This is a genomic window from Stenotrophomonas sp. B2 (assembly GCF_014947095.1).
Lineage (GTDB): Bacteria > Pseudomonadota > Gammaproteobacteria > Xanthomonadales > Xanthomonadaceae > Stenotrophomonas > Stenotrophomonas maltophilia_P.
Genome location: NZ_JADCQA010000005.1, coordinates 118,339 through 144,239 on the forward strand (window position 1 = coordinate 118,339; position 25,901 = coordinate 144,239).

Consider the following 25,901-nt stretch of genomic DNA (forward strand, 5'->3'; position numbering starts at 1 on the left):
CGATATGTGCCAGATAATATCCATTTTCCGGTCATGACCCGTGCGCTAGAGTATCCACCTGTCTGAATCACCGGTCCCTGCCATGTCTGCCTCCCCCATTGCCGACTACCACGCCTTCCCGGATGCCGAGGGCCACTTCGGCCGCTATGGCGGCAGCTTTGTCGCCGAAACCCTGGTCGGTCCGCTGCAGGAGCTGGCCCAGGCCTATGACCAGGCCCGCCAGGACCCCGCGTTCCAGGCGGCCTACGACCGCGATCTGGCTCATTACGTGGGCCGGCCGAGCCCGATCTATCATGCCCAGCGCCTGAGCGACCACGTGGGCGGCGCACAGATCCTGCTCAAGCGCGAGGACCTGAACCACACCGGCGCGCACAAGATCAACAACACCATCGGCCAGGCGCTGCTGGCGGCGCGGATGGGCAAGACGCGCATCATCGCCGAGACCGGCGCCGGCCAGCATGGCGTCGCCAGCGCCACCGTTGCCGCACGCCTGGGCCTGGAGTGCGTGGTGTACATGGGCGCCACCGACATCGAGCGGCAGAAGATCAATGTCTACCGGATGAAGCTGCTCGGCGCGACGGTGGTGCCGGTCACCTCCGGTTCGGCGACCCTGAAGGATGCGCTCAATGAAGCGATGCGCGACTGGGTGACCAACGTGCAGGACACCTTCTACATCATCGGTACCGTGGCCGGCCCGGACCCGTATCCGCGCATGGTGCGCGATTTCAATGCCATCGTCGGCCGCGAAGCGCGCGAACAGATGCTGGCTGAGTATGGCCGGCTGCCGGATGCGATCACGGCGTGCGTGGGTGGCGGCAGCAACGCGATCGGCCTGTTCCATGCCTTCCTCAACGACCGCCAGGTCGAGATCGTCGGCGCCGAAGCGGCCGGTGACGGTATCAACACAGGCCGCCATGCCGCCTCGATCGCAGCAGGGCGTCCAGGCGTGCTGCATGGCAACCGCACCTACGTGCTGTGCGACGACGACGGCCAGATCATCGAGACCCACTCGGTGTCGGCCGGCCTGGACTATCCGGGGGTCGGCCCGGAGCACGCGTTCCTGGCCGACAGCGGGCGCGCACGCTATCTCGGCATCACCGACGAAGAAGCGCTGCAGGCGTTCCATCTGCTGGCACACACCGAGGGCATCCTGCCGGCGCTGGAGTCCAGCCACGCGCTGGCGCAGGCGATCAAGCTGGCGCGCGAGCGTCCGCGCGACCAGATCGTGCTGTGCAATCTGTCCGGGCGTGGCGACAAGGACGTGCATACCATCGCCGCACGCGAAGGGCTGGTGCTGTGAGTCCCATGCTGCGCCATGGTGGCGCGCTGGTACTGGCAGTGGGGCTGGGCGGCTGCACGCCGCCCGATCCGCCGGTGCTGGCGCCCGCGGCGACGTCTCCGGCGGCCATCGCCCCGGCCCGCCAGGTGGCCAGCAACGACGACGATGCCGCCCATCACCCGATCGAGGATGCACCGTTGCCTGCAGCAGGGGAGGTCACGGATGACGGGGCCGCGCCGACGGTGGCTTCGGTCGCGCTGGACCATGCCGGCGAGGTGCTGATCGGCCAGCCTTTCAGCGAACTGCAGGCCGAGGCGCAGTGGCACTCGGCTGGCCTCGCCGAGGCGACGGCCGGGCGCTGCGACTATTACGAGCGCGGCACGCTGCCCGAGGGCGTGGCGATGCTGGTGCAGGACGGCAACGTGGTGCGTTTCGACCTGGCTCCGATCGACGATTCGGGACTGGTGGTGACCCAGCCCGGGCCGTTCGGACTGCGCCTGGACATGCCGCGTGCGCAGGTTCTGCAGCAGATGCCGCGGGGCGTCATCGCAGCTGCGCTGGGCGTTGATGCCGACGCCGGAGAATCCCTGCTCTGGCAGGACCCCGGTTCCGATCTGGCGATCCGCGTGGAGATCGTGGATGGCACCGTATCCAGAATGCATTGGGGCGCCAGCGGCGCCGTTGACCTGATCGAAGGATGTACCTGACATGTCCGTATCCCGACTCGACGCCTGTTTCCAGCGCCTGCGCGAACAGCAGCGCAAGGCACTGATTCCCTTCGTCACCGCTGGCGATCCTCTGCTGGAAGCAACCGTGCCGGTCATGCATGCACTGGTTGAGGCGGGCGCCGATGTGATCGAACTGGGGGTGCCGTTCTCCGATCCGATGGCCGACGGCCCGACCATCCAGCGCAGTTCCGAACGTGCGCTGGCGCGCGGTGCAGGCAGCCGTTACGTCCTGCAGGCGGTAGCGCAGTTCCGCCAGCGCGATGCGCAGACGCCGGTGGTGCTGATGGGCTATCTCAATCCTGTGGAGATCCATGGCTACGCGGCATTCGCCAAGGCCGCGGTGACCGCTGGCGTGGATGGCGTGCTGCTGGTCGACCTGCCGCCGGAGGAAGCCGGCGAAGCCCAGCAGGCCTTTGATGCGGAAGGCCTGGCCCTGGTCCTGCTTGCCTCCCCGACCACCAGCCCGGCACGCGCGGACAAACTGCTCGCGCTGGCGCGGGGCTACCTGTACTACGTCAGTTTTGCCGGTGTCACCGGTGCGTCAGACCGCCTCGACAGCGAGGCCGCCAGCGTACGCCTGCAGGCGCTGCGTGAACGGGCCACGGTCCCGGTGGTGGCCGGCTTCGGCATCCGCGATGCCGCCAGTGCGGCGGCCATGGCGCGCGAGGCAGACGGTGTGGTGGTGGGCAGCGCCCTGGTCGCGGCACTGGCCGAAGCGACCTCGGCCGAAGAGGCGGCCCAGCGGGCGCACGCATTCCTGGCGCCCCTGCGCCAGGCCCTGGACGCCTGACGGCAGCGCCCGGCCATGCCCGGCGGTGCGCGCTACGGCGTATCCGCCGGGCGTGGCCCGGCGCTGCCTGCGCTAAACGTACGTCCCAGCATGGTTTTTCCGCCGCCGCCCACAGGCCGGCAAGGGGTGCACGGGCGGGGAAAGCGGAGCTAGACTGTCCGCCTTTGCGGCCCCCGGGCCGCCCTGAACGGAAGTGTCCTCCCGCATGAGTTGGCTCAGCAAGTTGATGCCGTCCGGCATCCGCACCGACAACACCCCCAGCAAGAAGCGCAGCGTCCCCGAGGGCCTGTGGGAAAAGTGCAGCAACTGCGGCAGCGCGCTGTACCGGCCGGAACTGGAAGAGAACCTGGAGGTCTGCCCGAAGTGCGGTCACCACATGGCGATCCGCGCGCGCGCGCGCCTGGCCGCGCTGTTCGATGCGGACAGCACCACCGAGATCGGTGCGCGCCTGGGGCCGACCGACCTGCTGAAGTTCAAGGACCAGAAGAAGTACAGCGAGCGCATCAAGATCGCGCAGAAGAACACCGGCGAGTACGACGCGCTGATCGCCATGCGCGGCCTGCTCAAGGGCCGTCCGCTGGTCGCATCCTCGTTCGATTTCGCCTTCATGGGCGGTTCGATGGGTTCGGTGGTCGGCGAGCGTTTCTCGCTGGCGGCCGAGGCTGCCGTGGAGATCGGTGCGCCTTACGTCTGCTTCTCCGCCAGTGGCGGCGCGCGCATGCAGGAAGGCCTGTTCTCGCTGATGCAGATGGCCAAGACCTCGGCTGCGCTGGGCAAGCTGCGTGAAGCCGGCCTGCCGTACATCTCGGTGCTGACCCATCCCACCACCGGTGGCGTGTCGGCCTCGTTCGCGATGCTGGGTGACATCAACATCGCCGAGCCGCAGGCGCTGATCGGATTCGCCGGGCCGCGCGTGATCGAACAGACCGTGCGCGAAAAACTGCCGGAAGGTTTCCAGCGTTCGGAATTCCTGCTGGAGCATGGTGCCATCGACCAGATCTGCGACCGCCGCGAAATGCGTGACCGCCTGTCCGACCTGCTGGCGATGCTGGGCCGCCAGCCGGCGCCGGAGGTGGCTTGATGGGAGGCCGCAAGTACTTCGGTACTGATGGCATCCGCGGACGTGTCGGTGAGGGAGCGATCTCGGCCGACTTCGTGCTGCGCCTGGGCAATGCGCTGGGCCGCGTGCTGGTGGCCCGGCACGGCCAGGACGGGCGCCGCCCGATCGTGGTGATCGGCAAGGACACCCGCATTTCCGGCTACATGTTCGAGGCGGCGCTGGAGGCGGGCCTGGTCGCCGCCGGCACCGATGTGCAGCTGCTGGGCCCGATGCCCACCCCGGCGGTGGCGTTCCTGACCCGCACCTTGGGCGTTGATGCAGGCATCGTCATCAGTGCTTCGCACAATCCGCATTACGACAACGGCATCAAGTTCTTCTCCGCACAGGGCGAGAAACTGGACGACGCCACCGAACTGGCGCTGGAAGCCGCACTGGACGTGCCCTTCACCACGGCCGAATCGGAGCGGCTGGGCAAGGCGTCGCGCGCGCGCGAGGCGGTAGGCCGCTACATCGAGTTCTGCAAGGCCAGCGTGCCGCGTGCGTTCGATCTGCGTGGCGTACGTCTGGTGCTGGACTGCGCGCATGGTGCCACCTACCAGATCGCCCCGCTGCTGTTCCGCGAGCTGGGTGCCGAGGTCATCGGCATCGGTGCCGAGCCGAACGGGGTGAACATCAATGCCGGCGTCGGTTCGACCCATATCGACAACCTCGCCGCCAAGGTCCGCGAGACCCGTGCCGATCTCGGCATCGCCTTCGACGGTGACGGTGATCGCGTGCTGATGGCTGACGACCAGGGCAATCCGGTCGACGGCGATGACCTGCTGTACATCCTGGCACGCACCTGGCAGGCGGAAGGTCGCCTGCGTGGGCCGGTGGTCGGCACGCTGATGAGCAACTATGGACTGGAGAAGGCGCTGGCCGACCTGCAGATTCCGTTCCAGCGCAGCAACGTCGGCGACCGCTACGTGCACCAGGCACTGATCGAAGGTGACGGCGTGCTCGGTGGCGAAGCGTCGGGCCATCTGCTGTGCCTGGACCGGGCCACGACCGGTGACGGCATCGTCAGTGCGCTGCAGGTGCTGCTTGCGCTGCGCAGCAGCGGACAGACGCTGCGGCAGGCGTTGCAGCCGCTGGTGAAGGTCCCGCAGAAGACGGTGAACGTGCGCTTGGGCAATGTCTCGGCCAAGACCACCGTGCAGGCCGAAAGCGTGCAGTCGGCACTGCTGGAGGCGCAGCAGGCCGTGGCCGGCCGTGGGCGCGCATTCCTGCGCCCGTCCGGCACCGAGCCGGTGGTGCGGGTGACGGTCGAGGCCGATGACGCAACACTGATGCAGGACACGCTGGATCGCCTGTCGGCCGCAGTGAAGGCCGCCGCCGCGGCCTGAGCCCGCAGGTGGTTCCGCAACGGACAACGCCCCGGACGACCGGGGCGTTTTCTGTTCAGGGGGCCGCTGCTGGGCCGAGGCGGACTCAGGGGCCCGGCACCATCTTCTTCTGGCGGGCCTTGAAGCCGTTGAACAGCGGCGCGATCAACGGGTTGTAGCTCTGCGCGATGCGCTTGCGCAACCAGCTGGCCGGCCGGTTGCGGATCGCGAAGCGGTAGATGCGTTCGGGATCGCCGCCGATCACGTTGCGGCCGAACGGGTGGGTGGTATGCAGGTAACGGAACCCCTGCTCGCGCGCGACTTCGACATGGTCATCGTCGAAGTCACCGTACGGCCAGCACAATGTGTCCGAAACTGCGCCCAGCTTGTCCTGCAGGACCTGGCGCGAGAGTGCCAGGTCGTTGCTGATGCCGGCCCGGCGCTGCGCGCGGTCCAGGTCTTCGCGGCGCAACCAGCGTGTATGGGTGTGGGTATGGCAATGCACCTCGAAGGTGCCCGCGTCGATCGCCGCGCGCGCTTCGCTCCAGCGCATCATCACATCGTCGCTGCGCCCCTGCTCGTAGATGGCGGCCTCGCAGCCGCGATGGTCCGGCGTTGCCGGCAGTACCGCGCCGGGCAGGCCTGCATGCGGCCGCACCGAGCCTTCGCCCATCCATCCGGTGACCACGAACACCACCGCGTGCATGCCGTACTTCTGCAGGATCGGATGCGCGTAGACCCAGTTGTCCAGGTAGCCATCGTCGAAGGTGATGACGATCGACCGGCGCGGCACCGGCCTGCCGGCCAGGAACCCGGCGTACTGCTCCAGTGTCAGTGAGGTCCAGCCACTGTTGGCCAGCCAGGCAATCTGGCTTTCGAAATTCTCCGGCGACACCGTGATCATGCCGGGCGACGGACTGACGTGATGGTGCATCAGCACCGGTACGGTTCGGGCATCAGCCATGTCCCAGCTCCTTCAGCCACTGGCGGTAGTAGTGTTCGGTGGTCTCGCCGTGGCCGGTGGGTGTGAAGCGGTGCGCAGCGCGCATCCATTCCCAGCCGGCACGGCCCATCTGCCGGCGCCGTTCCGGATCGTCCACCAGCAGGCGCAGAGCGCCCGTCAGGGCAGCATTGTCGCCCAGCCGGGTGAGGATTGCATTGCTGCCGTCCACGACCATCTCCGGCACGCCACCAACCCGCGTCGCCACGATCGGCACGCCGACGTACGCCGCTTCCAGAAACACGGTGCCGGCGGCTTCCTTGTGCGAGGCGAGGGCGAAGATATCGAAGCCGGCCATCAGCCGGCAGGCGCCGTCGCGGTAGCCGAGCAGGTGGACCTGCGACTGCAGGCCGTGCTCGGCGCACATCGCCTGCAGGCGCTCCATCACTGGCTGCCCGTCGCCGATCACCACCAGGTGCAGGTTCGGATTGGCCTTGCACAGCGGCACCATTGCCTGCAGCAGATCGGCATGGCCCTTGGGCTCGCGCAGCACCGCCACGCAGCCGACCACGATGTCCTGTTCGCCGAAGCCGAGCTCGGCACGGACTTCGGCACGCACGTCCTGCAGGCACTGCCACGGATCTTCCTTGCGGATATCGGTCCAGCGCGGTGGAACCGCGATCGGCGGCACGATGCCGATGCGCTCAGCGGGAATGCCACGGTCGGCCAGCAGCTGCTTGACGAAGCTGCTGACGGTCAGCACCCGGTGCGGCAGGCCGGTATAGGTCAGCAGCGAGTTGACCGGACTCATCAGGTGGCGCGAGCGCACCACCAGCGGCGCACCGCCGAGGCGGGCGCCGGCGGCGGCAATCAAGGCGTCGCGACGGCTGGTGGTGTTCACCACGTCATAGCGTTCGCGGCGCACCAGGCGCGAAACCGACCAGATGCCGCGCAGCAGGCGCGCCAGCCCTCCCATGCGCAGCGTATGCACGGTGAAGCCGTCATCGCGCGCCAGCTGCGCCAGCCGTGCCTCGGGCTGGCACAGCAGCGAGACGTCGTGGCCGCGCGCGCGCATGGCCTGCATGTGGCGGAAGATGTAGATCTCCTGCCCGCCCATTCCCTTGGCGGCTTCGGTGTGCAGGATGCGCAGCGAACGTTTCATGCGGACTCGATCCTTGATATCAACGATTGCGGAAGCGCGTCAGCGCTTCCCAGGCGGAACGGATCGCGGCTGCGTCCGGCGCCTGTTGTGGCAGTGGGCGATAGTGCCGATCCAGCGCGGTGGCATTGCCGAACTTGTCGAACACGTAGAGGGCATCGCCGTGGCGGACGGCGCGCTGCGACCAGCTTTCCACCACCAGGGCACGGAGCCCTTCCGGGGCCGCCAGCAGATCCTGGCCGGTGCTGTAGTCGGCCAGCGGGTTCTCGCAGCCCAGGGCGTGCCGCATCAGCGTGGGCACCCAGTCCTCATGCGAGCTGGTGCGCGCATCACGGCCGCTGGCCTCGCCCGGCCAGTGCAGCACGAACGGCACCTGCAACTGGTAGTCGGAGAAGTTGCCGTTGTGGCCCCAGTAGTTCAGTGCGAGGTCGTTGAACTCCTCTGCGTGATCGCCAGTGACCAGCACGATGGTGTCCTGCTCCAGGCCCTGCGCACGCAGGGTATCGAGCAGCGATCCGACCAGGCTGTCGGCGTAGTGGACGGAGGTGTGATAGCGGTTCAGTTCCGGCGTCGGATCGTGGTCCGGCCCGAACTTGAGGAAGTCGATGTCCGCGGCCATCGGCGTGGCCAGGGGCGGATAGTCGGCCGGCAGGTGGTAGGGCGCGTGGGTGGAGTCGAGGAACACGAAACCGAACCACGGGCGCTGCGCGGCCTGGCTGTTACGGATGTCCTGCTGCAGCGACGCGACGATGGCACGGTCGCGGCCATCGGGCTTCAGTGCCGACGGCCCCTGGTGCAGCTGGTCACGGACATCGGCGAACACGGTGCGGTCGAATTCCGGGCTGTACATCGGCGCGCTGCCGTACAGGTGCAGGTCATAGCCCTGCTGTCCCAGGACCTGGAACAGCTGCGAGCCACGCTGCTCGTCAAGCATGCTTGCCCAGTAGCCACCGGGAAGGCCGTAGAGCAGGCCGAACAGGCCGTAGCGGGTGGCGTTGCCGGTGCTGAAGTGATGCTCGTAGACGCGGGAGGACTGCGCCAATGCCGTGGTGTTCGGCATGATCTGTGGCGTCAGCACATCGTGGCGGAGTGATTCGAGTACCACCATCAGCACGTTCGGCCGCTGGTGGCTCTGGCAGCGCAGCGGATGCAGCGGGTAGTGCAGCTGGGCATGGCGGGGGTCGGGCAGGCCCGCCTGCTGCTGGCTGACCACGCCCAGGCGACGCATGAAGCTCTTGGCGGTGATCGGCTGCGCCCAGGGCAGGTAGTTCCACTGGCTGATCACGTCACGCTCGCCGCGTGCATCGTAATAGGCGGTCGCCACCTGGCCACCTGCCATCAGCAGGATGACCAGTGTCCATGCCTGCAGGACGTGGCGCCGTCGGGGCAGGGCGGGCAGCAGCTTCCAGCAGGCCCACGCCAGCAGGGCTTCGGCGGCGAAGATGGCCGATACCAGGGCGATCGCCTGCAGCCAGGTCTTCCACGACAGCGCGACCTGATCGTGCAGCGCGCCGCCGAACACCATGTTCGCCACCATGGCATTGAGGTGGAAGCGGTACAGCGCGAACACCTTGGCATCGACCAGCAGCAGGCACAGCCACAGGCCCTGCAGCACCACCGCGCCGATGCTCAGAGGACGCGCGCTGCGGGCCCACAGACCGAGCAGCAGCGGCAGCAGGCCGGCCAGCGCGCCGAACGCCAGCAGGTGGCCGGGCAGGGCAACGGCCAGATACGCCAGGCCGACGGGGCCGCCGGGGTTGTCCCGCAGCGGCACGTTGCCCAGGGTGATGACGGCTGCCAGTACGGCGTTCGCCGCCACGAACAAGGACCACCAGGCCAGCCGGCGCCAGTGCTGGGTACAACCGGGTCGGGAAGCTGGATCGGCGGCGGGTGGAGCGGAGGGCATCGTCGGTACGTGTTCAGCAGGAGCGGGACAAGGGGGCGGCGCCGCCGCGGCCGGCGGAACCGCGCGCGGGTCGCGCATTGTATCGGTTTGTTTCAACGTATCGGTGTCGACCTGCGGGCGATCTGTCACAATGTTCAGGTGCGCCCTGAATGCGGCGCCCCTCCAGACCCAATGACAAGCCAGGAACCGCTGTGAGCCAGATCCCGACCCTCGACATCACCCGTTTTGACAGCGACCGCGAGGCCTTCGTGGCCGAGCTGGGGGCGGCCTATCGCCAATGGGGATTCGCGGGCATCCGCAACCACGGCATTCCGCAGGCCGACATCGACGCGGCCTACGATGTCTTCAAGGCCTTCTTCGCCCTGCCGGAGGAGGTCAAGCGGAAGTACCACGTGGCTGGCGGCGGCGGTGCACGCGGCTATACCCCGTTCGGCGTGGAAACCGCGAAGGGGTCCAAGCACTTCGATCTGAAGGAGTTCTGGCACATCGGCCGGGAGATCGGCGACGACTCCAGGTACCGCGACGTGATGCCGCCGAACCTGTGGCCGACCGAGGTCGAGGGCTTCCGTGAGCGGGGCTACGGCCTGTATCAGGCGCTGGACAACCTCGGGTCGCGCGTGCTGTCGGCGCTGGCGCTGCACATCGGCCTGCCGGAGGATTTCTTCGCCGACAAGACCAATTTCGGCAACTCGATCCTGCGCCCGATCCATTACCCGCCGATCACCACCGACGACATTCCCAACGTGCGTGCCGGTGCGCATGGCGACATCAACTTCATCACCCTGCTGGTCGGTGCCAGTGCGGCGGGCCTGGAGGTGCAGTCGCACGATGGCAAGTGGGTGCCGTTCACCTCGGATGCGGACACCATCGTGGTCAACATCGGCGACATGCTGCAGCGCCTGACCAATCACGTGTATCCCTCCACCATCCATCGCGTGGTCAATCCCCCGGGCGAGCTGGCCCGCCAGCCGCGCTACTCGGTGCCGTTCTTCCTGCACCCGAACCCGGACTTCCTGATCGACGTGCTGCCGTCCTGCATCACCCCGGAGAACCCGAGCCGGTATCCGGAGCCGATCACCGCCCACGGCTTCCTCGAGGAACGCCTGCGCGAGATCAAGCTGAAGTAATGAAAAGGCCGCCGCGAGGCGGCCTTTCCATTACGGGTAGCGCCGGGCCGTGCCCGGCGAGCCAAAGCCAAAGCGGCTCTGGGATGTTCCGTGGGGAGGCGGGGAGGCGTCGGATGGCGGGGACGGCGTAAACCCATCCCTGGGGGCTTGGCCGCGGCATCCATGCCGCGGACACCCCGCCATCCGACACCTCCCCGCCTTCGACAGTTTCCCGGTGACGGATGGATGGGATCTGTCACACCGAGGTGGGGCAGGGGTCAGATCCGGATCTGACCCCGGCAGTCACCCGCAATGCCGCTTTTGCCTTTGATCTTCTTTTCTCTTTCCGTGGCGGGCGGAACCGCCGGAATGTGTCAGAGGCCGGACGGGTGGGGATGGCGGGGGTGTCCGCGGCATGGATGCCGCGGCCAAGCCCCCAGGGATGGGTTCACGGCGTCCCCCGTCATCCCCACCCGTCCGGCCAACCCCGCGAGTCCACCCGGGGCTCCCCGCGACCAACCCCACCTCCGCCACGAGGGGCCGCGCCGTTGGCTGGAAATCCATGTAACCGCTTACACGGAAACGGATTTTTGCCGTAGCGGGTATCATGACCGGCTGACTTCACACAGGAGCCACCCGCTCATGCGCCGCAAGATCGTCGCCGGAAACTGGAAGCTGCATGGCAGCCGTCAATTCGCCAATGAACTGCTGGGGCAGGTGGCTGCGGGGCTGCCGCTGGACGGGGTCGATGTCGTCATCCTGCCGCCGCTGCCGTACCTGGGCGAGCTGGTCGAGAAGTTCGGCGCGACCGGCATGACCTTCGGTGCCCAGGACGTGAGCAGCAACGAGAAGGGGGCCTACACCGGCGAAGTGTGCGCGGCCATGCTGCACGAGGTCGGTGCCCGTTACGGCCTGGTTGGACATTCCGAGCGTCGCCAGTACCACCACGAGAGCAGCGAACTGGTTGCCCGCAAGTTCGCCGCTGCCCTGCATGCCGGCCTGGTGCCGGTACTGTGCGTGGGTGAGACCCTGGAGCAGCGCGAGGCCGGACAGACCGAAGCGGTCATCGCCAGCCAGCTGGCGCCGGTGCTGGATCTCGTCGGCGCCGACGGTTTCGCCAGCGCCGTGGTCGCCTACGAGCCGGTCTGGGCGATCGGCACCGGCCGCACCGCGAGCAAGGAGCAGGCACAACAGGTGCACGCGTTCATCCGTGGCGAAGTCGCGCGCATCGATGCTAGAATTGCTGATTCACTGCCCATTCTTTACGGCGGCAGCGTGAAGCCCGACAATGCCGGGGAACTGTTCGCGCAGCCGGATGTCGATGGTGGGCTGGTCGGCGGCGCCTCCCTGGTGGCCGCGGACTTCCTGGCCATCGCGAAGGCGGCGGCCGCGAACTAAATCCTAGAAGTATTGTCCGAGGGCGGATTTCCAATGCTGATGTTGATCCTCAATGTCGTCTACGTGCTGGTTGCCGTAGCCATGATCGCGCTGATCCTGATGCAGCGTGGCTCGGGCGCAGCGGCTGGTTCGGGCTTTGGTGCCGGTGCCTCGGGAACGGTGTTCGGTGCGCGTGGCGCCTCGAACTTCCTGTCCAAGTCGACCAAGTGGCTGGCCGTGGTGTTCTTCGGCATCAGTCTCTTCATGGCCTGGTATGCCGGCCACGGCAGCCGTCCTGCCGCCGAGCAGGACCTGGGTCTGATGTCCGCCCCGGCGGCCAGCGCTCCGGCAGCCCCTGCAGGCGAACTGCCGGCCGTTCCGAAGGCCGATGAGGTCCCGGCAGCCCCGGTTCCGGCGGCGACTGTGCCGGCTCAGGCGGAATCTTCGGTTTCTGGTGAAGAAAAGCCGTCGGAAGGCTCCCAGAAAGACTGAAGCCGGTTACAATACGCGGCGCATCGGGAAGATAGTCTGATGTGATCGTTTGCCCAGGTGGCGGAATTGGTAGACGCACTACCTTGAGGTGGTAGCGACGCAAGTCGTAGGGGTTCGAGTCCCCTCTTGGGCACCATTTGTAAGTAAAGCGGGTTCACCTGGCGCGCAATGCGCCAGGGCGATTCCCGTCCACTCCCCCATGCCAAAGCGCCTGCAGGCGCAGCGGCAGAGGCAAGAGAGAATCGCTGTGCTGGCCGAATATTTGCCGTCTCTGCTGTTTCTGATCGTTGCCACCGGTATCGGCGTCGTGCTGATGCTGGTCGGCCGACTCCTCGGTCCCCGCCGCCCTGATCTGGAAAAGCTCTCGCCGTACGAGTGCGGCTTCGAGGCGTTCGAAGACGCGCGCATGAAGTTCGATGTGCGCTATTACCTGATCGCGATCCAGTTCATCGTCTTCGACCTGGAAATCATCTTCATCGTGCCGTGGACCCAGGTCTTCATGGAGCTGGGTGCCCGTTCGCTGGTCACCATGGGCCTGTTCGTCGGCATGCTGTTCCTCGGTTTCATTTACGTCTGGAAGAAGGGAGCGCTGGAATGGGAGTGATTCAGACGCTCGATGGCCTGATGAACAATCCGACCCCGGAAGGGCGGGTTGATGACATCCTGCGGCCGGAAGGCGACAACCCCCTGCTGGAAAAAGGCTTCGTCACCACCAGCGTCGACGCCCTGCTGAACTGGGCGCGTACCGGCTCGATGTGGCCGATGACCTTCGGCCTGGCCTGCTGTGCCGTGGAGATGATGCACGCCGGCGCCGCGCGCCTGGACCTGGACCGCTACGGCGTGGTGTTCCGCCCGTCGCCGCGCCAGTCCGACGTGATGATCGTCGCCGGTACGCTGGTCAATAAGATGGCCCCGGCACTGCGCAAGGTCTACGACCAGATGCCCGACCCCAAGTGGGTGATCTCCATGGGCAGCTGTGCCAATGGCGGTGGTTATTACCACTATTCCTATTCTGTCGTGCGCGGCTGTGATCGCGTGGTGCCGGTGGACGTCTACGTCCCGGGCTGCCCGCCGACCGCCGAGGCGCTGGTGTACGGGATCCTGCAGCTGCAGAAGAAGATCTGGCGTACACAGACCATCGCCCGCTGACCCCTTCACCTGACAAGAGCGCGCCAAGCCCCCATGGCAGAGCAAGCATCCTTCATCGACCGACTCTCCGCACGTTTCGCTGGTGCGAAGGTCATCGTGGTCGAACCCCGCGGCGAAGTGACGCTGGAAGTGCCTGCCGCCGAGTGGCACGCCACCGCCCTGGCGCTGCGTGACGAGTTTGGTTTCGAGCAGGCCGTGGACCTCTGCGGCGTCGACTACCTGGGCTACGGCTCCGACGAATGGGACACCGCCGACGTGTCCTCGCACGGCTTCAGCCGCGGCGTCGAGGGCAAGGCGCAGGGCCGCTTCGCGTGGGGCGAGTTCCCCAGCGAGGAGAGTGCCGAAGGCGCCCGCCCGCAGCACATGCCGACCCAGCGCTTTGCCGTGGTGGCGCAGCTGCGCTCGTACCAGCACAACCTGATGATGCACCTGCGCTGCTTCGCACCTGACGAAGCGCTGCCGGTGGTGTCCTCGCTGACCGGCATCTGGCCGGGCCTGAACTGGTTCGAGCGCGAAGCGTTCGATCTGTATGGCGTGATCTTCGAAGGCCACCCGGACCTGCGCCGGATCCTGACCGACTACGGTTTCGTCGGCCATCCGTTCCGCAAGGACTTCCCGCTGATCGGCAATGTCGAAGTGCGCTACGACGAAGAAAAGAAGCGCGTGATCTACGAACCGGTCACCTCGGTTGAGCCGCGTGTCGGCGTGCCGCGCGTGATCCGCGACGACGCCCGTCTGCAGACCGCAGCCGGCGAGCGCGCGCAGGAGGCAGTGAAGTGAGCCACGTACACCAGGCCGGCGAAGCGTTCGCCAGCAATGCCGCCGAAAGCCGGCAGGAAATCCGCAACTACACCATGAACTTCGGCCCGCAGCATCCGGCCGCGCATGGCGTGCTGCGCCTGATCCTGGAGATGGACGGCGAGACCATCATGCGCGCCGACCCGCACGTCGGCCTGCTGCATCGTGGTACCGAGAAGCTGGCCGAGTCCAAGCCGTTCAACCAGTCGATCGGTTACATGGATCGCCTGGATTACGTGTCGATGATGTGCAACGAGCACGCCTACGTGCGCGCGATCGAGACCCTGATGGGGATCGAGGCGCCGGAGCGTGCGCAGTACATCCGTACCATGTACGACGAGATCACCCGCATCCTCAACCACCTGATGTGGTTGGGTTCCAACGCGCTCGACCTGGGTGCGATGGCGGTGATGCTGTATGCCTTCCGCGAGCGCGAAGAGCTGATGGACTGCTACGAAGCGGTTTCCGGCGCGCGCATGCACGCGGCGTACTACCGGCCGGGCGGTGTCTACCGCGACCTGCCGGACCACATGCCGAAGTACAAGGAATCCCGTTGGCACAAGGGCAAGGCGCTGAAGCAGCTCAATGCTTCGCGCGAGGGCTCGCTGCTGGATTTCCTGGAGAACTTCACCAATGAGTTCCCGGGTCGCGTCGACGAATACGAAACCCTGCTGACCGACAACCGCATCTGGAAGCAGCGCACCGTCGGCATCGGCGTGGTCACTCCGGAACTGGCGCACCAGTGGGGCATGACCGGCGTCATGCTGCGCGGTTCGGGCGTCGCCTGGGACCTGCGCAAGAAGCGTCCGTATGCCAAGTACGATGCCGTTGATTTCGACATTCCGCTGGGCAAGGAAGGCGACTGCTACGACCGTTATCTGGTCCGCGTCGCCGAGATGCGCGAGTCCAACCGCATCATCAAGCAGTGCGTGGCATGGCTGAAGGCCAACCCCGGCCCGGTCATGGTCAAGAACTTCAAGGTCGCTCCGCCCAGCCGCGAGGACATGAAGGACGACATGGAAGCGCTGATCCACCACTTCAAGCTGTTCAGCGAAGGCTACTGCGTGCCGGCCGGCGAGACCTACTCGGCGGTGGAGGCCCCGAAGGGCGAGTTCGGCTGCTACCTGGTTTCCGACGGCGCCAACAAGCCCTTCCGCGTGCACCTGCGTGCGCCGGGCTTCGCCCACCTGTCCTCGATCGACTCGATCGTGCGCGGCCACATGCTGGCCGACGTGGTGGCGATGATCGGTACCTACGATCTGGTGTTCGGCGAGGTTGACCGGTAATGCCGTCTGCCACGCCAACGCCTGCTGCAGGCAGCCGGCGCAAGCCGGCGCCGCAGTTCCTGGAATTTCACGTTATGCATTTCGCTGAGGTCGGCCGATGAAGGCGACAGGTAATTTCGAGGCGGCGCGCGACGTCGACCCGATGGTGGTGCTGAGCGACAAGACCCGCGCTCACATCGATCACTGGCTGTCCAAGTTCCCGCCGGACCGCAAGCGCTCTGCCGTGCTGCAGGGCCTGCATGCGGCCCAAGAGCAGAATGAGGGCTGGCTGACCGACGAGCTGATCGCCGGCGTGGCCAAGTACCTGGACCTGCCGCCGGTGTGGGCCTACGAGGTCGCCAGCTTCTACTCGATGTTCGAGACCGAGAAGGTGGGCCGCAACAACGTGGCCATCTGCACCAACATCAGCTGCTGGCTCAATGGCGCCGAGGACATCGTGCGCCACTGCGAGAAGAAGCTGGGCATCAAGCACGGCGAATCGACCCCGGACGGCCGCGTCTACCTCAAGCGCGAGGAAGAGTGCCTGGCCGGCTGCGGCGGTGCGCCGATGATGGTCATCAACGGTCACTACCATGAGCGTCTGACCCTGGAAAAGGTCGACGAGCTGCTGGACGGGCTGGAGTAAGGGCATGGCACATCACCACGAATCCAAGGGTCCGGTCGGTCCCGCCCCGCTGCCGCACCAGGTGGTCTACACCACCCTGCATTACGACACTCCGTGGTCGTACGAAAGCTACCTCAAGACCGGTGGCTACGCTGCCCTGCGCAAGATCCTCGAAGAGAAGATCCCGCCGGAGCAGGTCATCGAGATGGTCAAGGCCTCCGGCCTGCGCGGCCGCGGTGGCGCAGGCTTCCCGACCGGCCTGAAGTGGTCCTTCATGCCCAAGGGCAACATGCAGAAGTACATCCTCTGCAATTCGGATGAATCCGAGCCGGGCACCTGCAAGGATCGCGACATCCTGCGTTACAACCCGCATTCGGTGGTGGAAGGCATGGCGATCGCCTGCTACGCCACCGGTTCGACCGTGGGCTACAACTACCTGCGCGGCGAGTTCCACCACGAGCCCTTCGAGCACTTCGAACAGGCCCTGGCCGACGCCTACGCGAACGGCTGGCTGGGCAAGAACGTGCTGGGCGCAGGCGTGGACATCGACATCTACGGTGCTCTCGGTGCCGGTGCCTACATCTGCGGCGAAGAAACCGCGCTGATGGAATCGCTGGAAGGCAAGAAGGGACAGCCGCGCTACAAGCCGCCGTTCCCGGCCAACTTCGGCCTGTACGGCAAGCCGTCGACGATCAACAACACCGAGACCTACGGCTCGGTGCCGGCGATCATCCGCAACGGTCCGGAGTGGTTCAAGGGCCTGAGCCGGACCGCCAATGGCGGCCCGAAGTGCTTCTCGGTCTCCGGCTGCGTGCAGAACGGCGGCAACTTTGAAGTGCCGCTTGGCACCACCTTCGACGAGCTGCTGGAAATGGCCGGTGGCCTGCGCCCGGGCCGTACCCTGAAGGGTGCGATTCCGGGCGGCGTCTCCATGCCGGTGCTCACCGCGGCGGAGCTGAAGGGCCTGCCGATGGACTACGACACCATCCGGGCGCTGGGCTCCGGCCTGGGTTCCGGGGCGGTCGTGGTGCTGGATGACAGCGTGTGCTGCGTCAAGTTCGCCTGCCGCATCAGCCAGTTCTTCCACAAGGAATCCTGCGGCCAGTGCACGCCGTGCCGTGAAGGCACCGGCTGGATGCACCGCGTGCTCGAGCGCATCGTCGCCGGCAAGGCCACGATGGAAGACCTGCACCAGCTGAAGGCGGTGGCCGGCCAGATCGAAGGCCACACCATCTGTGCGTTCGGCGAAGCGGCGGCATGGCCCATCCAGGGCTTCCTGCGCCAGTTCTGGGACGAATTCGAGTACTACATCGTCAACGGTCATTCGATGGTTGACGGCAAGAAGGTGGAGGCAGCCGCCGCATGAGCGCGCAACCCGTAAACCCGAACGTGCCACCGGACCATGTGACCATCGAGATCGATGGCAAGTCCCTGGTCGTGCCCAAGGGTTCGATGATCATCCAGGCCGCCGACAAGGCCGGCATTCCGATTCCGCGCTTCTGCTACCACGAGAAGCTGCCGATCGCCGCCAACTGCCGCATGTGCCTGGTGGACGTGGAGAAGTCGCCGAAGCCGGCGCCGGCCTGCGCCACGCCGGTGATGGACGGCATGAAGGTCGCCACCCGCAGCGAGAAGGCGCTGAAGTTCCAGCGCTCGGTGATGGAGTTCCTGCTCATCAACCATCCGCTGGACTGCCCGATCTGCGATCAGGGCGGCGAGTGCGAGCTGCAGGACGTGTCGCTGGGCTATGGCCGTTCGGTCAGCCGCTTCAACGAGCGCAAGCGCGTGGTCCCGGACGAGGACATGGGTCCGCTGGTCGCCACCGAGATGACCCGCTGCATCCAGTGCACCCGCTGCGTCCGTTTCACCGCCGAAGTGGCGGGCACCTATGAACTGGGTGGCATGTACCGCGGCGAGAACCTGCAGATCGGTACCTACGACGGCAAGCCCCTGACCACCGAACTGTCCGGCAACGTCGTCGACGTCTGCCCGGTCGGCGCGCTGACCAACAAGGTGTTCCAGTTCCGTGCCCGTCCGTGGGAGCTGACCGCGCGCGAGTCGCTGGGTTACCACGACGCGATGGGGTCGAACCTGTTCCTGCATGTGCGCCGCGGTGAAGTGCTGCGTTCGGTGCCGCGCGACAACGAAGCGGTCAACGAATGCTGGCTGTCCGACCGCGACCGCTACTCGCACCAGGGCCTGTACAGCGAAGACCGTGCGGTCAAGCCGCTGCGCAAGGTCAACGGCGAGTGGAAGGAAGTGAGCTGGGCCGAAGGCCTGGCCGCTGCCGCCGACATCCTCAAGGCGAACCAGGGCGACACCCTGGGCGTGCTGGTGCACCCGTCGACCTCCAACGAGGAGGGCGCTCTGCTGGCGCGCCTGGCCAAGGGCCTGGGTTCGGGCAACATCGATCACCGCATCAACAACCGCGATTTCTCCGACGCCGCCACCGCCGAAGTGTTCGGCCTGCCGCTAGCGGAGATCGAAGGCGCTGACCGCATCGTGGTTCTGGGCAGCAACATCCGCCATGAACTGCCGCTGCTGCATGCCCGCCTGCGCAAGGCGCAGACCCAGAACGGCGCGAAGATCCACGTCGTCAACCCGGTCGACTTCGACTTCGCCTTCAGCATCGCCGGCAAGCAGATCGTCGCACCGTCGCAGTTCGTCGATGCCCTGGCCAATGCCGAGCTGCGTTCGGCGGTGCAGGGTGGCAACAACACCGTGCTGATCGTCGGTGGCATCGCCGAGAACCACCCGCAGGCTGCCGCGATCCGCGCCGCCGCGCGTGATTTTGCCACCGCCACCGGTGCCCGCCTGTGCCGCATTCCGCAGGGCGCCAACGCCGTCGGCCTGACCCGTGCGGGCGTGCTGCCGGCCGGCAGGGACGTCGCCGCGATGCTGGCGCAGCCGCGCCAGGCCTACGTGGTGTACGGCCTGGAGCCGGGCCTGGACTTTGCCGATGCGCCTGCCGCGCGCAAGGCGCTGGCCGGTGCCCAGGTCGTGGCGTTCAGCTACTTCGCCTGCGCCTCGACCCGCGACGTCGCCGATGTGATCCTGCCGATCGGTGCGCTGCCGGAAATCGACGCCACCCTGACCAACCTCGATGGCCGCGAACAGTCGGCCCGTGCCGGCGGCAAGCTGCCGGGCGAGGCCCGTGAAGGCTGGCGCGTCCTGCGTGCGCTGGGCGGTGAGCTGGCGGTGGCCGGTTTCGACTTCATCGATCTGGCGGGCCTGCGTGCCAGCCTGGCACCGGTATCGGTCACCGTGGCTGCGTCGGCCCAGCCGGCCGTTGCAGGCGAAGGCCTGGAAGTGGCCTCGACGGCGGCGATCTACCGCACCGATGCCGTGGTCCGCCGCGCTCCGGCGCTGCAGTCGCATCCGCTGAACAACGCCCCGCGCATCGTCCTCAACACGGAAGATGCCGCACGCCTGCAGCTGCAGGAAGGGCAGATGGCCAAGGTCGGCACCGATGCCGGTCGCGCCACCCTGCCGGTGGTGGTCGACGCCCGCGTCGCTGCGGGTTCGGTCTGGATTGAATCGGGCCACGGCGCGACCGCGCCGCTGGGTGCCGCTCGCGTAACGGTGGTGGCTGCATGAACGAATTGCTGTTGAACGCGGTCGATCCGCTGCACCAGTGGCTGCTCGGCCTCGGTGACATCGGCGCGCTGCTCTGGATCATCCTGAAGATCCTGGTGATCACCGTACCGGTGATCGTCTCGGTGGCCTTCTACGTGGTCTGGGAACGCAAGCTGATCGGCTGGATGCACGTCCGCCATGGCCCGATGTACGTGGGCATGGGCATCTTCCAGGCCTTCGCCGACGTCTTCAAGCTGCTGTTCAAGGAAGTGGTCCAGCCGAGCAACGCCAACAAGGCGATCTACCTGCTGGCACCGCTGATCACCCTGGCCCCGGCGTTCGCGGCCTGGGCGGTGATTCCGTTCGATTCGCAGATCGTGCTGTCCAACGCCAATGCCGGCCTGCTGTACCTGCTGGCGATGACCTCGCTGGGCATCTACGGCATCATCCTGGCCGGCTGGGCGTCCAACTCGAAGTATGCGTTCCTGGGTGCGATGCGTGCCTCGGCGCAGATGATCAGCTACGAAATCGCGATGGGCTTCGCCCTGGTCGGCGTCATGATCGCTTCGGGCAGCCTGAACCTGAGCAACATCGTGATGGCCCAGGCCGGCAGTTCCGGCTTCTTCGACTGGTTCCTGATTCCGCTGTTCCCGCTGTTCGTCGTGTACTGGGTGTCCGGCGTGGCCGAGACCAACCGTGCGCCGTTCGACGTGGTGGAAGGCGAGTCGGAAATCGTCGCTGGCCACATGGTCGAGTACTCGGGCGGCGCGTTCGCGCTGTTCTTCCTGGCCGAGTACGCGAACATGATACTGATCAGTTTCCTGATCTCGATCTTCTTCCTCGGTGGCTGGCTGAGCCCGATCCAGGGCTGGGTCGATCCGGGCAATGTGTCGCCGCTGGTCGACTGGATCTGGAAGGGTGGCGCGCCGTGGCTGTTCGTCAAGGTGTTCTTCTTCGCCAGTGCCTACATCTGGTTCCGTGCCAGCTTCCCGCGCTTCCGCTACGACCAGATCATGCGCCTGGGCTGGAAGGTCTTCATTCCGCTGACCATTTTCTGGATCGCGGTCACCGCCGTCATGGTGTTCTTCGGCGTGATTCAAAAGGGCGTCTAAAGTGATGAACAGGATTACCCATTACTTCAAGAGCCTGCTGCTGCTCGAACTGCTGGCCGGCCTTTGGCTGACGCTGAAGTACAGCGTCAGGCCGAAGTACACGATGATGTACCCGATGGAGAAGTTCCCGCAGTCGCCGCGCTTCCGTGGCCTGCATGCGCTGCGCCGCTATCCCAACGGTGAAGAGCGCTGCATCGCCTGCAAGCTGTGCGAGGCGGTCTGCCCGGCGCTGGCCATCACCATCGATTCGGCCAAGCGCGAGGACGGCACCCGCCGCACCACCCGCTACGACATCGACCTGTTCAAGTGCATCTTCTGCGGCTTCTGTGAGGAAAGCTGCCCGGTGGACTCGATCGTCGAAACCCACATCCTCGAGTACCACTTCGAGAATCGTGGCGAAAACATCGTTACCAAGCCGCAGCTGCTGGCCCTGGGCGACCGTCTCGAGTCCGAGATCGCCGAGCGTCGCGCCGCCGATGCCGCTTACCGCTGAGGTCGAGAGATGGATTGGGTAAATATCGCTTTCTGGGTCTTCGCCATCGTGGCCGGCATCTCCGCCGCGGCGGTGATCAGCGTGCGCAACCCCGTGCACGCCGTTCTGTGCCTGGTGCTGACCTTCTTCTCCGTTGCCTGCGTGTGGCTGCTGGTGGGCGCCGAGTTCCTCGGTGTGGCGCTGGTGCTGGTCTACGTCGGCGCGGTGATGGTGCTGTTCCTGTTCGTGGTGATGATGCTCGACATCGATCCGTCGAACCTGCGTGAGGGCTGGGTGCGTTACCTGCCGGTCGGCCTGGTCGTGGCCGTGGCGATGCTGGTGCAGATGCTGATGCTGATCGGCGTCAAGGGCAGGGCGGTCAACCCGTTCCCGGCCGACAATGCCGCCGCTCTGGCCGCTGACACGTCCAACGTCACCTGGCTGGCCCGCAGCCTGTTCACCGAGTACCTGCTGCCGTTCGAGTTCGCCGCCGTCATCCTGACCGTGGCCGTGGTGGCCGCGGTGATGCTGACCCTGCGTCGCCGCGAAGGCCTGAAGACCCAGAACCCGACGCAGCAGACCATGGTCAAGGCGCACGATCGCCTGCGCGTGGTCAAGATGAGTGCCGAGCAGCCGGTGGTGCACAGCAACAGCACGCCTGCGGCGGGCGAAGAGGAGACCAAGGCATGATCACTCTGGGCCATATCCTGGCGCTGGGCGCGGTGCTGTTCTGCATCAGCCTTGCCGGCATCTTCCTCAACCGCAAGAACATCATCGTGCTGCTGATGTCCATCGAGTTGATGCTGCTGTCGGTGAACATCAACTTCGTCGGATTCTCGCGCCAGCTGGGCGATCCATCCGGCCAGCTGTTCGTGTTCTTCATCCTGACCGTCGCCGCTGCCGAGGCCGCCATCGGCCTGGCGATCCTGGTGACCCTGTTCCGTACCCGCCGCACGATCAATGTCGGCGAAGTCGATTCGCTGAAGGGCTGATCCACAGATGGAAATCACTCTCTCCAAGAGTCTGTTGATCGCAGTGGTGCTTGCACCGCTGTTCGGCAGCATCATCGCCGGCCTGTTCGGTCGCCAGGTCAAGCGCTTCGGCGCGCAGACCATCACCATCCTCGGCGTTGCGGTTGCGTGCGGCCTGTCGATGTACACGCTCTACCAGCTGCTGTGGGGTGGGGCGCAGCCGTTCAACCACAACGTCTACACCTTCTTCGAAGTCGGCCAGTACTCGGCCCACGTCGGTTTCATGGTCGACAAGCTGACCGCGATGATGATGGTGGTGGTGACCTTCGTGTCGCTGCTGGTCCACATCTACACGATCGGCTACATGCAGGACGATCCGGGCTACCAGCGCTTCTTCAGCTACATCTCGCTGTTCACCTTCTCGATGCTCACCCTGGTGATGAGCAACAACTTCCTGCAGCTGTTCTTCGGCTGGGAAGCGGTGGGCCTGGTGTCGTACCTGCTGATCGGCTTCTGGTTCAAGCGCCCGACCGCGATCTTCGCCAACATGAAGGCGTTCCTGGTCAACCGCGTCGGTGACTTCGGCTTCCTGCTGGGTATCGCCGGCGTGCTGTGGGTGTTCGGCACCCTGGACTACTCCGAGGTGTTCTCGCAGGCCAGCATGCTGGCCGACCCGCGCGCCCAGCTGCAGATCTGGGACGGCACCCTGTTCGGGATGCAGCTGCTGAACGAGCCGGTGATCTGGTCGATCGCCACCCTGATCTGCATCTGCCTGTTCATCGGCGCCATGGGCAAGTCGGCCCAGGTCCCGCTGCACGTGTGGCTGCCGGATTCGATGGAAGGCCCGACGCCGATCTCGGCGCTGATCCACGCCGCGACCATGGTGACCGCCGGTATCTTCATGGTCACCCGCATGTCGCCGCTGTTCGAGCTGTCGCAGACCGCGCTGGACTTCATCCTGTTCATCGGTGCCACCACGGCCTTCTTCACCGGCCTGATCGGTATCGTGCAGAACGACATCAAGCGCGTGGTCGCGTACTCGACGCTGTCGCAGCTGGGCTACATGACCGTGGCGCTGGGTGTTTCGGCCTATTCGGCTGCCGTGTTCCACCTGATGACCCACGCCTTCTTCAAGGCGCTGCTGTTCCTCGGCGCCGGTTCGGTCATCATCGCCATGCACCACGAGCAGGACATGCGCAAGATGGGCGGCCTGCGCAGGTACATGCCGATCACCTTCATCACCATGTGGATCGGTACCCTGGCCCTGGTCGGTACGCCGTTCTTCTCCGGCTTCTACTCGAAGGACACCATCATCGAGGCCGCCGAGATCCATGCGCATATCCAGGGCAGCTGGGTGGCCACCTATGGCTACTGGGCGGTGCTGGGCGGCGTGCTGGTGACCAGCTTCTACAGCTTCCGCCTGCTGTTCATGACCTTCCATGGCAAGGAGCGCTTCCGCGACGCGCATGACGATCATGGCCACGGCCATGACGATCACCATGCCGCTGATGCGCACCATGCCGACGCCCACCATGACGACCACGGTCATGGCCACGGCGCGCACGAGCCGCACGAGACCCCGTGGGTGGTGACCCTGCCGCTGATCCTGCTGGCCATCCCGTCGATCGCCATCGGCTTCTTCAGCATCGGTCCGATGCTGCACGGCACCGACTGGGCCGGCCACCACGCCCATGAGGCGATCAAGGGCCAGGCGACCACGTTCTTCACCGGCATCGTCGACTTCTACGATCCGGCCAAGAACACCGTGGCCTTCCTCGGCGAGGAGTTCCATGGCCCGGTGGCGTTCGCGCTGCACGGCATGATGCTGCCGCCGTTCTGGCTGACCCTGGCGGGCTTCCTGCTGGCCGCGTTGTTCTACCTGTGGAAGCCGGACCTGTCGGGCAAGGCACGCAAGGCCTTCGCCCCGCTGGTGTCGGTGCTGGAAAACAAGTACGGCTTCGACAAGCTGTGGATCGATGGCTTTGCCGGTGGCAGCGTCAAGCTCGGCAGGGTCTCGCGCTGGATCGACAGCAACATCGTCGACGGCGTGGTCAATCTCTCGGCACGTGTTGTGGACGTCGCAGCCGGCGTGCTGCGTCGTACCCAATCCGGTTTCCTCTATCACTACGCCTTCGCGATGATCATCGGCCTGATTGCCCTGCTGGGCGTGCTGATGCATTACCTGCGTTGATGACCTGTACGGAATAAGAAGACGTGTCGAACTGGCCTCTACTCAGTGTCCTCATCTGGCTGCCGATCATCGGTGGTGCCCTGATCCTTGCGATCCGTGATGCTCAGACCGCCCGCTGGGCGTCGCTGGGCGTGGCGGTGCTGACCTTCGTGGCGAGCCTCTCGCTGCTGGGCGGCTACAACCCGGGCATCGATGGCCTGCAGTTCGTCGAGACCCATGCGTGGATCCCGGCGTACAAGATCGGCTACAACCTGGGCGTGGACGGCATCGCCGTGGCGCTGATCCTGCTGACCACCCTGGTCAGCGTGCTTGCCCTGATCGGTGCCTGGAGCGCGATCGACAAGCGCGTCAACCAGTACGTGGCGGCCTTCCTGATCCTGGAAGGCGTCACCGTCGGCATCTTCGCCGCGACGGACGCGATGCTGTTCTACGTGTTCTTCGAAGCGATGCTGATCCCGATGTTCCTCATCATCGGTGTCTGGGGTGGCCCGCGTCGCATCTACGCCGCACTGAAGTTCTTCCTCTACACCTTCCTCGGCTCCGTGCTGATGCTGGTGGCGCTGATCTACCTGTACATGAAGGGCGGCAGCTTCCAGCTGGCCGATCTGTACGCGCTGCCGCTGACGGCCAAGGAGCAGACCTGGATCTTCTTCGCCTTCCTGATCGCCTTCGCGGTCAAGGTGCCGATGTTCCCGGTGCACACCTGGCTGCCGGATGCGCACGTGGAAGCGCCGACCGCCGGTTCGGTGATCCTGGCCGCCATCGCGCTGAAGATCGGTGGTTACGGCTTCCTGCGCTTCAACCTGCCGATCGTGCCGGATGCTTCGCTGGAGTGGGCCTGGCTGGTGATCGCGCTGTCGCTGATCGCGGTGATCTACGTTGGCCTGGTCGCCCTGGTCCAGGACGACATGAAGAAGCTGATCGCGTACTCGTCGATCGCGCACATGGGTTTCGTCACCCTGGGTACCTTCATTGCCCTGTGGCTGGTGCGTGAAGCCGGCAACGTCGATGCGGCCCGCCTGGGCCTGCAGGGCGCGATGGTGCAGATGATCTCGCACGGCTTCGTGTCGGGTGCGATGTTCTCCTGCGTCGGCGTGCTGTACGACCGCATGCACAGCCGCCGCATCGCCGATTACGGCGGTGTGGTCAATGTGATGCCCTGGTTCGCCACCTTCGCCATGCTGTTCTTCATGGCCAATGCGGGCCTGCCGGGCACCAGCGGTTTCGTCGGCGAGTTCATGGTCATCCTGTCCGCCTTCCAGCGTAACCCGTGGATCGCCCTGGGCGCGGCCACCACCCTGATCATCGGTGCGGCCTATACCCTGTGGCTGTACAAGCGCATCTTCTTCGGCGAAGTGGCCAACAGCCATGTCGCCGAACTGAAGGACATCAACGGCCGCGAATGGCTGGTGCTGGGCGTGTTCGCCATCGGCGTGCTTGCCCTGGGCGTCTACCCCAAGCCGCTGACCGACCTGATGGAGCCCTCGATCGCGAAGCTGGCGATGCAGATCGCATCCAGCAAGCTGCTGTAATTCCAGGAT

At 65.9% G+C, this 25,901-nt stretch carries 24 protein-coding genes and 1 tRNA gene; 22 read left to right on the plus strand and 3 right to left on the minus strand.

The window, feature by feature from the left end; translation table 11 throughout:
• Window positions 1–82 precede the first annotated feature (82 nt).
• From trpB to glmM, 5 genes are all read left to right on the plus strand, one after another.
• A complete protein-coding gene (trpB, locus tag IMX13_RS07225) occupies window positions 83–1,300 on the plus strand; it encodes a tryptophan synthase subunit beta (protein WP_193396102.1) in 1,218 nt (405 codons plus the stop codon).
• The gene (locus tag IMX13_RS07230; protein WP_193396103.1) at window positions 1,297–1,986 is read left to right on the plus strand and encodes a hypothetical protein; all 690 of its coding nucleotides are present in this window, start codon (window positions 1,297–1,299) and stop codon (window positions 1,984–1,986) included. Before trpB ends, IMX13_RS07230 begins: the two co-directional genes overlap by 4 nt.
• A gap of 1 nt (window position 1,987) precedes the next feature.
• Window positions 1,988–2,797 carry a tryptophan synthase subunit alpha gene (gene trpA, locus IMX13_RS07235; RefSeq protein WP_193396104.1) on the plus strand — a complete coding sequence of 270 codons (810 nt, stop codon included), beginning with the start codon at window positions 1,988–1,990 and terminating at the stop codon, window positions 2,795–2,797.
• A 205-nt stretch (window positions 2,798–3,002) separates the two neighbouring features.
• Window positions 3,003–3,878, plus strand: coding sequence for an acetyl-CoA carboxylase, carboxyltransferase subunit beta (gene accD / locus IMX13_RS07240; protein ID WP_053520076.1), 876 nt, complete (start codon window positions 3,003–3,005; stop codon window positions 3,876–3,878).
• A complete protein-coding gene (gene glmM, locus IMX13_RS07245; protein ID WP_053520077.1) occupies window positions 3,878–5,242 on the plus strand; it encodes a phosphoglucosamine mutase in 1,365 nt (454 codons plus the stop codon). Before accD ends, glmM begins: the two co-directional genes overlap by 1 nt.
• 85 nt (window positions 5,243–5,327) lie before the next feature.
• Here glmM and IMX13_RS07250 read toward each other — a convergent pair whose 3' ends face one another.
• From IMX13_RS07250 to IMX13_RS07260, 3 genes are read right to left on the minus strand one after another with little or no spacing between them, the layout of a single operon-like run.
• The gene (locus tag IMX13_RS07250; protein WP_193396105.1) at window positions 5,328–6,185 is read right to left on the minus strand and encodes a polysaccharide deacetylase family protein; all 858 of its coding nucleotides are present in this window, start codon (window positions 6,183–6,185) and stop codon (window positions 5,328–5,330) included.
• Window positions 6,178–7,323, minus strand: a complete 1,146-nt coding sequence (locus IMX13_RS07255; RefSeq protein WP_053520079.1) for a glycosyltransferase family 4 protein — start codon at window positions 7,321–7,323, stop codon at window positions 6,178–6,180. The genes IMX13_RS07250 and IMX13_RS07255 overlap by 8 nt, the downstream gene beginning before the upstream one ends.
• Window positions 7,324–7,342: 19 nt before the next feature.
• On the minus strand, window positions 7,343–9,226 hold the full coding sequence (locus tag IMX13_RS07260; protein ID WP_193396106.1) for a DUF3413 domain-containing protein: 1,884 nt from the start codon (window positions 9,224–9,226) through the stop codon (window positions 7,343–7,345).
• 149 nt (window positions 9,227–9,375) lie between these two features.
• On the opposite strand from IMX13_RS07260, the gene IMX13_RS07265 reads away from it, so the two are divergent.
• From IMX13_RS07265 to IMX13_RS07345, 17 genes are all read left to right on the plus strand, one after another.
• Window positions 9,376–10,353 (plus strand): 2-oxoglutarate and iron-dependent oxygenase domain-containing protein, encoded by a 978-nt coding sequence (locus IMX13_RS07265; RefSeq protein ID WP_111186385.1) that lies wholly within the window; start codon window positions 9,376–9,378, stop codon window positions 10,351–10,353.
• 621 nt (window positions 10,354–10,974) lie between these two features.
• On the plus strand, window positions 10,975–11,730 hold the full coding sequence (tpiA, locus tag IMX13_RS07270; RefSeq protein ID WP_193396107.1) for a triose-phosphate isomerase: 756 nt from the start codon (window positions 10,975–10,977) through the stop codon (window positions 11,728–11,730).
• A 33-nt stretch (window positions 11,731–11,763) separates the two neighbouring features.
• A complete protein-coding gene (secG, locus tag IMX13_RS07275; protein WP_065175541.1) occupies window positions 11,764–12,201 on the plus strand; it encodes a preprotein translocase subunit SecG in 438 nt (145 codons plus the stop codon).
• 51 nt (window positions 12,202–12,252) lie between these two features.
• Window positions 12,253–12,337, plus strand: a tRNA-Leu gene (locus IMX13_RS07280).
• 111 nt (window positions 12,338–12,448) lie between these two features.
• Window positions 12,449–12,805, plus strand: a complete 357-nt coding sequence (locus tag IMX13_RS07285; RefSeq protein WP_053519909.1) for an NADH-quinone oxidoreductase subunit A — start codon at window positions 12,449–12,451, stop codon at window positions 12,803–12,805.
• Window positions 12,796–13,350, plus strand: coding sequence for an NADH-quinone oxidoreductase subunit B (locus IMX13_RS07290; RefSeq protein WP_005410463.1), 555 nt, complete (start codon window positions 12,796–12,798; stop codon window positions 13,348–13,350). The genes IMX13_RS07285 and IMX13_RS07290 overlap by 10 nt, the downstream gene beginning before the upstream one ends.
• A gap of 33 nt (window positions 13,351–13,383) precedes the next feature.
• Window positions 13,384–14,130: an NADH-quinone oxidoreductase subunit C gene (locus IMX13_RS07295; protein ID WP_065181852.1), complete on the plus strand. Its 747-nt coding sequence runs from the start codon at window positions 13,384–13,386 to the stop codon at window positions 14,128–14,130.
• Window positions 14,127–15,434 carry an NADH-quinone oxidoreductase subunit D gene (locus IMX13_RS07300; protein ID WP_193396108.1) on the plus strand — a complete coding sequence of 436 codons (1,308 nt, stop codon included), beginning with the start codon at window positions 14,127–14,129 and terminating at the stop codon, window positions 15,432–15,434. The genes IMX13_RS07295 and IMX13_RS07300 overlap by 4 nt, the downstream gene beginning before the upstream one ends.
• A 97-nt stretch (window positions 15,435–15,531) precedes the next feature.
• On the plus strand, window positions 15,532–16,059 hold the full coding sequence (gene nuoE, locus IMX13_RS07305; RefSeq protein ID WP_006381132.1) for an NADH-quinone oxidoreductase subunit NuoE: 528 nt from the start codon (window positions 15,532–15,534) through the stop codon (window positions 16,057–16,059).
• 4 nt (window positions 16,060–16,063) lie between these two features.
• The gene (nuoF, locus tag IMX13_RS07310) at window positions 16,064–17,404 is read left to right on the plus strand and encodes an NADH-quinone oxidoreductase subunit NuoF (RefSeq protein ID WP_193396109.1); all 1,341 of its coding nucleotides are present in this window, start codon (window positions 16,064–16,066) and stop codon (window positions 17,402–17,404) included.
• The gene (gene nuoG / locus IMX13_RS07315; protein ID WP_193396110.1) at window positions 17,401–19,635 is read left to right on the plus strand and encodes an NADH-quinone oxidoreductase subunit NuoG; all 2,235 of its coding nucleotides are present in this window, start codon (window positions 17,401–17,403) and stop codon (window positions 19,633–19,635) included. Before nuoF ends, nuoG begins: the two co-directional genes overlap by 4 nt.
• Window positions 19,632–20,726, plus strand: coding sequence for an NADH-quinone oxidoreductase subunit NuoH (nuoH, locus tag IMX13_RS07320; RefSeq protein ID WP_193396111.1), 1,095 nt, complete (start codon window positions 19,632–19,634; stop codon window positions 20,724–20,726). Before nuoG ends, nuoH begins: the two co-directional genes overlap by 4 nt.
• A 4-nt stretch (window positions 20,727–20,730) precedes the next feature.
• Complete coding sequence (nuoI, locus tag IMX13_RS07325; protein ID WP_053519915.1) at window positions 20,731–21,219, plus strand: NADH-quinone oxidoreductase subunit NuoI; 489 nt, start codon at window positions 20,731–20,733, stop codon at window positions 21,217–21,219.
• 9 nt (window positions 21,220–21,228) lie between these two features.
• The gene (locus IMX13_RS07330; protein WP_053519916.1) at window positions 21,229–21,888 is read left to right on the plus strand and encodes an NADH-quinone oxidoreductase subunit J; all 660 of its coding nucleotides are present in this window, start codon (window positions 21,229–21,231) and stop codon (window positions 21,886–21,888) included.
• Window positions 21,885–22,190, plus strand: coding sequence for an NADH-quinone oxidoreductase subunit NuoK (gene nuoK / locus IMX13_RS07335; RefSeq protein WP_053519917.1), 306 nt, complete (start codon window positions 21,885–21,887; stop codon window positions 22,188–22,190). The genes IMX13_RS07330 and nuoK overlap by 4 nt, the downstream gene beginning before the upstream one ends.
• 7 nt (window positions 22,191–22,197) lie before the next feature.
• Window positions 22,198–24,360 carry an NADH-quinone oxidoreductase subunit L gene (nuoL, locus tag IMX13_RS07340; protein ID WP_193396112.1) on the plus strand — a complete coding sequence of 721 codons (2,163 nt, stop codon included), beginning with the start codon at window positions 22,198–22,200 and terminating at the stop codon, window positions 24,358–24,360.
• Between the two features lie 23 nt (window positions 24,361–24,383).
• Window positions 24,384–25,892, plus strand: a complete 1,509-nt coding sequence (locus IMX13_RS07345; RefSeq protein ID WP_193396113.1) for an NADH-quinone oxidoreductase subunit M — start codon at window positions 24,384–24,386, stop codon at window positions 25,890–25,892.
• The last annotated feature ends 9 nt before the right edge of the window (window positions 25,893–25,901 follow it).

What these genes read in the sequence shown, in the direction of transcription:
- nuoF (WP_193396109.1), top strand. Translation starts at nt 16,064, where the DNA reads ATGGCACATCACCACGAATCCAAGGGTCCGGTCGGTCCCGCCCCGCTG.
- IMX13_RS07290 (WP_005410463.1), top strand. Translation starts at nt 12,796, where the DNA reads ATGGGAGTGATTCAGACGCTCGATGGCCTGATGAACAATCCGACCCCG.
- nuoI (WP_053519915.1), top strand. Translation starts at nt 20,731, where the DNA reads ATGAACAGGATTACCCATTACTTCAAGAGCCTGCTGCTGCTCGAACTG.
- nuoK (WP_053519917.1), top strand. Translation starts at nt 21,885, where the DNA reads ATGATCACTCTGGGCCATATCCTGGCGCTGGGCGCGGTGCTGTTCTGC.
- IMX13_RS07295 (WP_065181852.1), top strand. Translation starts at nt 13,384, where the DNA reads ATGGCAGAGCAAGCATCCTTCATCGACCGACTCTCCGCACGTTTCGCT.
- IMX13_RS07265 (WP_111186385.1), top strand. Translation starts at nt 9,376, where the DNA reads ATGCGGCGCCCCTCCAGACCCAATGACAAGCCAGGAACCGCTGTGAGC.
- nuoH (WP_193396111.1), top strand. Translation starts at nt 19,632, where the DNA reads ATGAACGAATTGCTGTTGAACGCGGTCGATCCGCTGCACCAGTGGCTG.
- nuoL (WP_193396112.1), top strand. Translation starts at nt 22,198, where the DNA reads ATGGAAATCACTCTCTCCAAGAGTCTGTTGATCGCAGTGGTGCTTGCA.
- trpA (WP_193396104.1), top strand. Translation starts at nt 1,988, where the DNA reads ATGTCCGTATCCCGACTCGACGCCTGTTTCCAGCGCCTGCGCGAACAG.
- trpB (WP_193396102.1), top strand. Translation starts at nt 83, where the DNA reads ATGTCTGCCTCCCCCATTGCCGACTACCACGCCTTCCCGGATGCCGAG.
- secG (WP_065175541.1), top strand. Translation starts at nt 11,764, where the DNA reads ATGCTGATGTTGATCCTCAATGTCGTCTACGTGCTGGTTGCCGTAGCC.
- nuoE (WP_006381132.1), top strand. Translation starts at nt 15,532, where the DNA reads ATGAAGGCGACAGGTAATTTCGAGGCGGCGCGCGACGTCGACCCGATG.
- IMX13_RS07255 (WP_053520079.1), bottom strand. Translation starts at nt 7,323, where the DNA reads ATGAAACGTTCGCTGCGCATCCTGCACACCGAAGCCGCCAAGGGAATG.
- IMX13_RS07330 (WP_053519916.1), top strand. Translation starts at nt 21,229, where the DNA reads ATGGATTGGGTAAATATCGCTTTCTGGGTCTTCGCCATCGTGGCCGGC.
- tpiA (WP_193396107.1), top strand. Translation starts at nt 10,975, where the DNA reads ATGCGCCGCAAGATCGTCGCCGGAAACTGGAAGCTGCATGGCAGCCGT.
- IMX13_RS07260 (WP_193396106.1), bottom strand. Translation starts at nt 9,226, where the DNA reads ATGCCCTCCGCTCCACCCGCCGCCGATCCAGCTTCCCGACCCGGTTGT.
- nuoG (WP_193396110.1), top strand. Translation starts at nt 17,401, where the DNA reads ATGAGCGCGCAACCCGTAAACCCGAACGTGCCACCGGACCATGTGACC.
- IMX13_RS07250 (WP_193396105.1), bottom strand. Translation starts at nt 6,185, where the DNA reads ATGGCTGATGCCCGAACCGTACCGGTGCTGATGCACCATCACGTCAGT.
- glmM (WP_053520077.1), top strand. Translation starts at nt 3,878, where the DNA reads ATGGGAGGCCGCAAGTACTTCGGTACTGATGGCATCCGCGGACGTGTC.
- accD (WP_053520076.1), top strand. Translation starts at nt 3,003, where the DNA reads ATGAGTTGGCTCAGCAAGTTGATGCCGTCCGGCATCCGCACCGACAAC.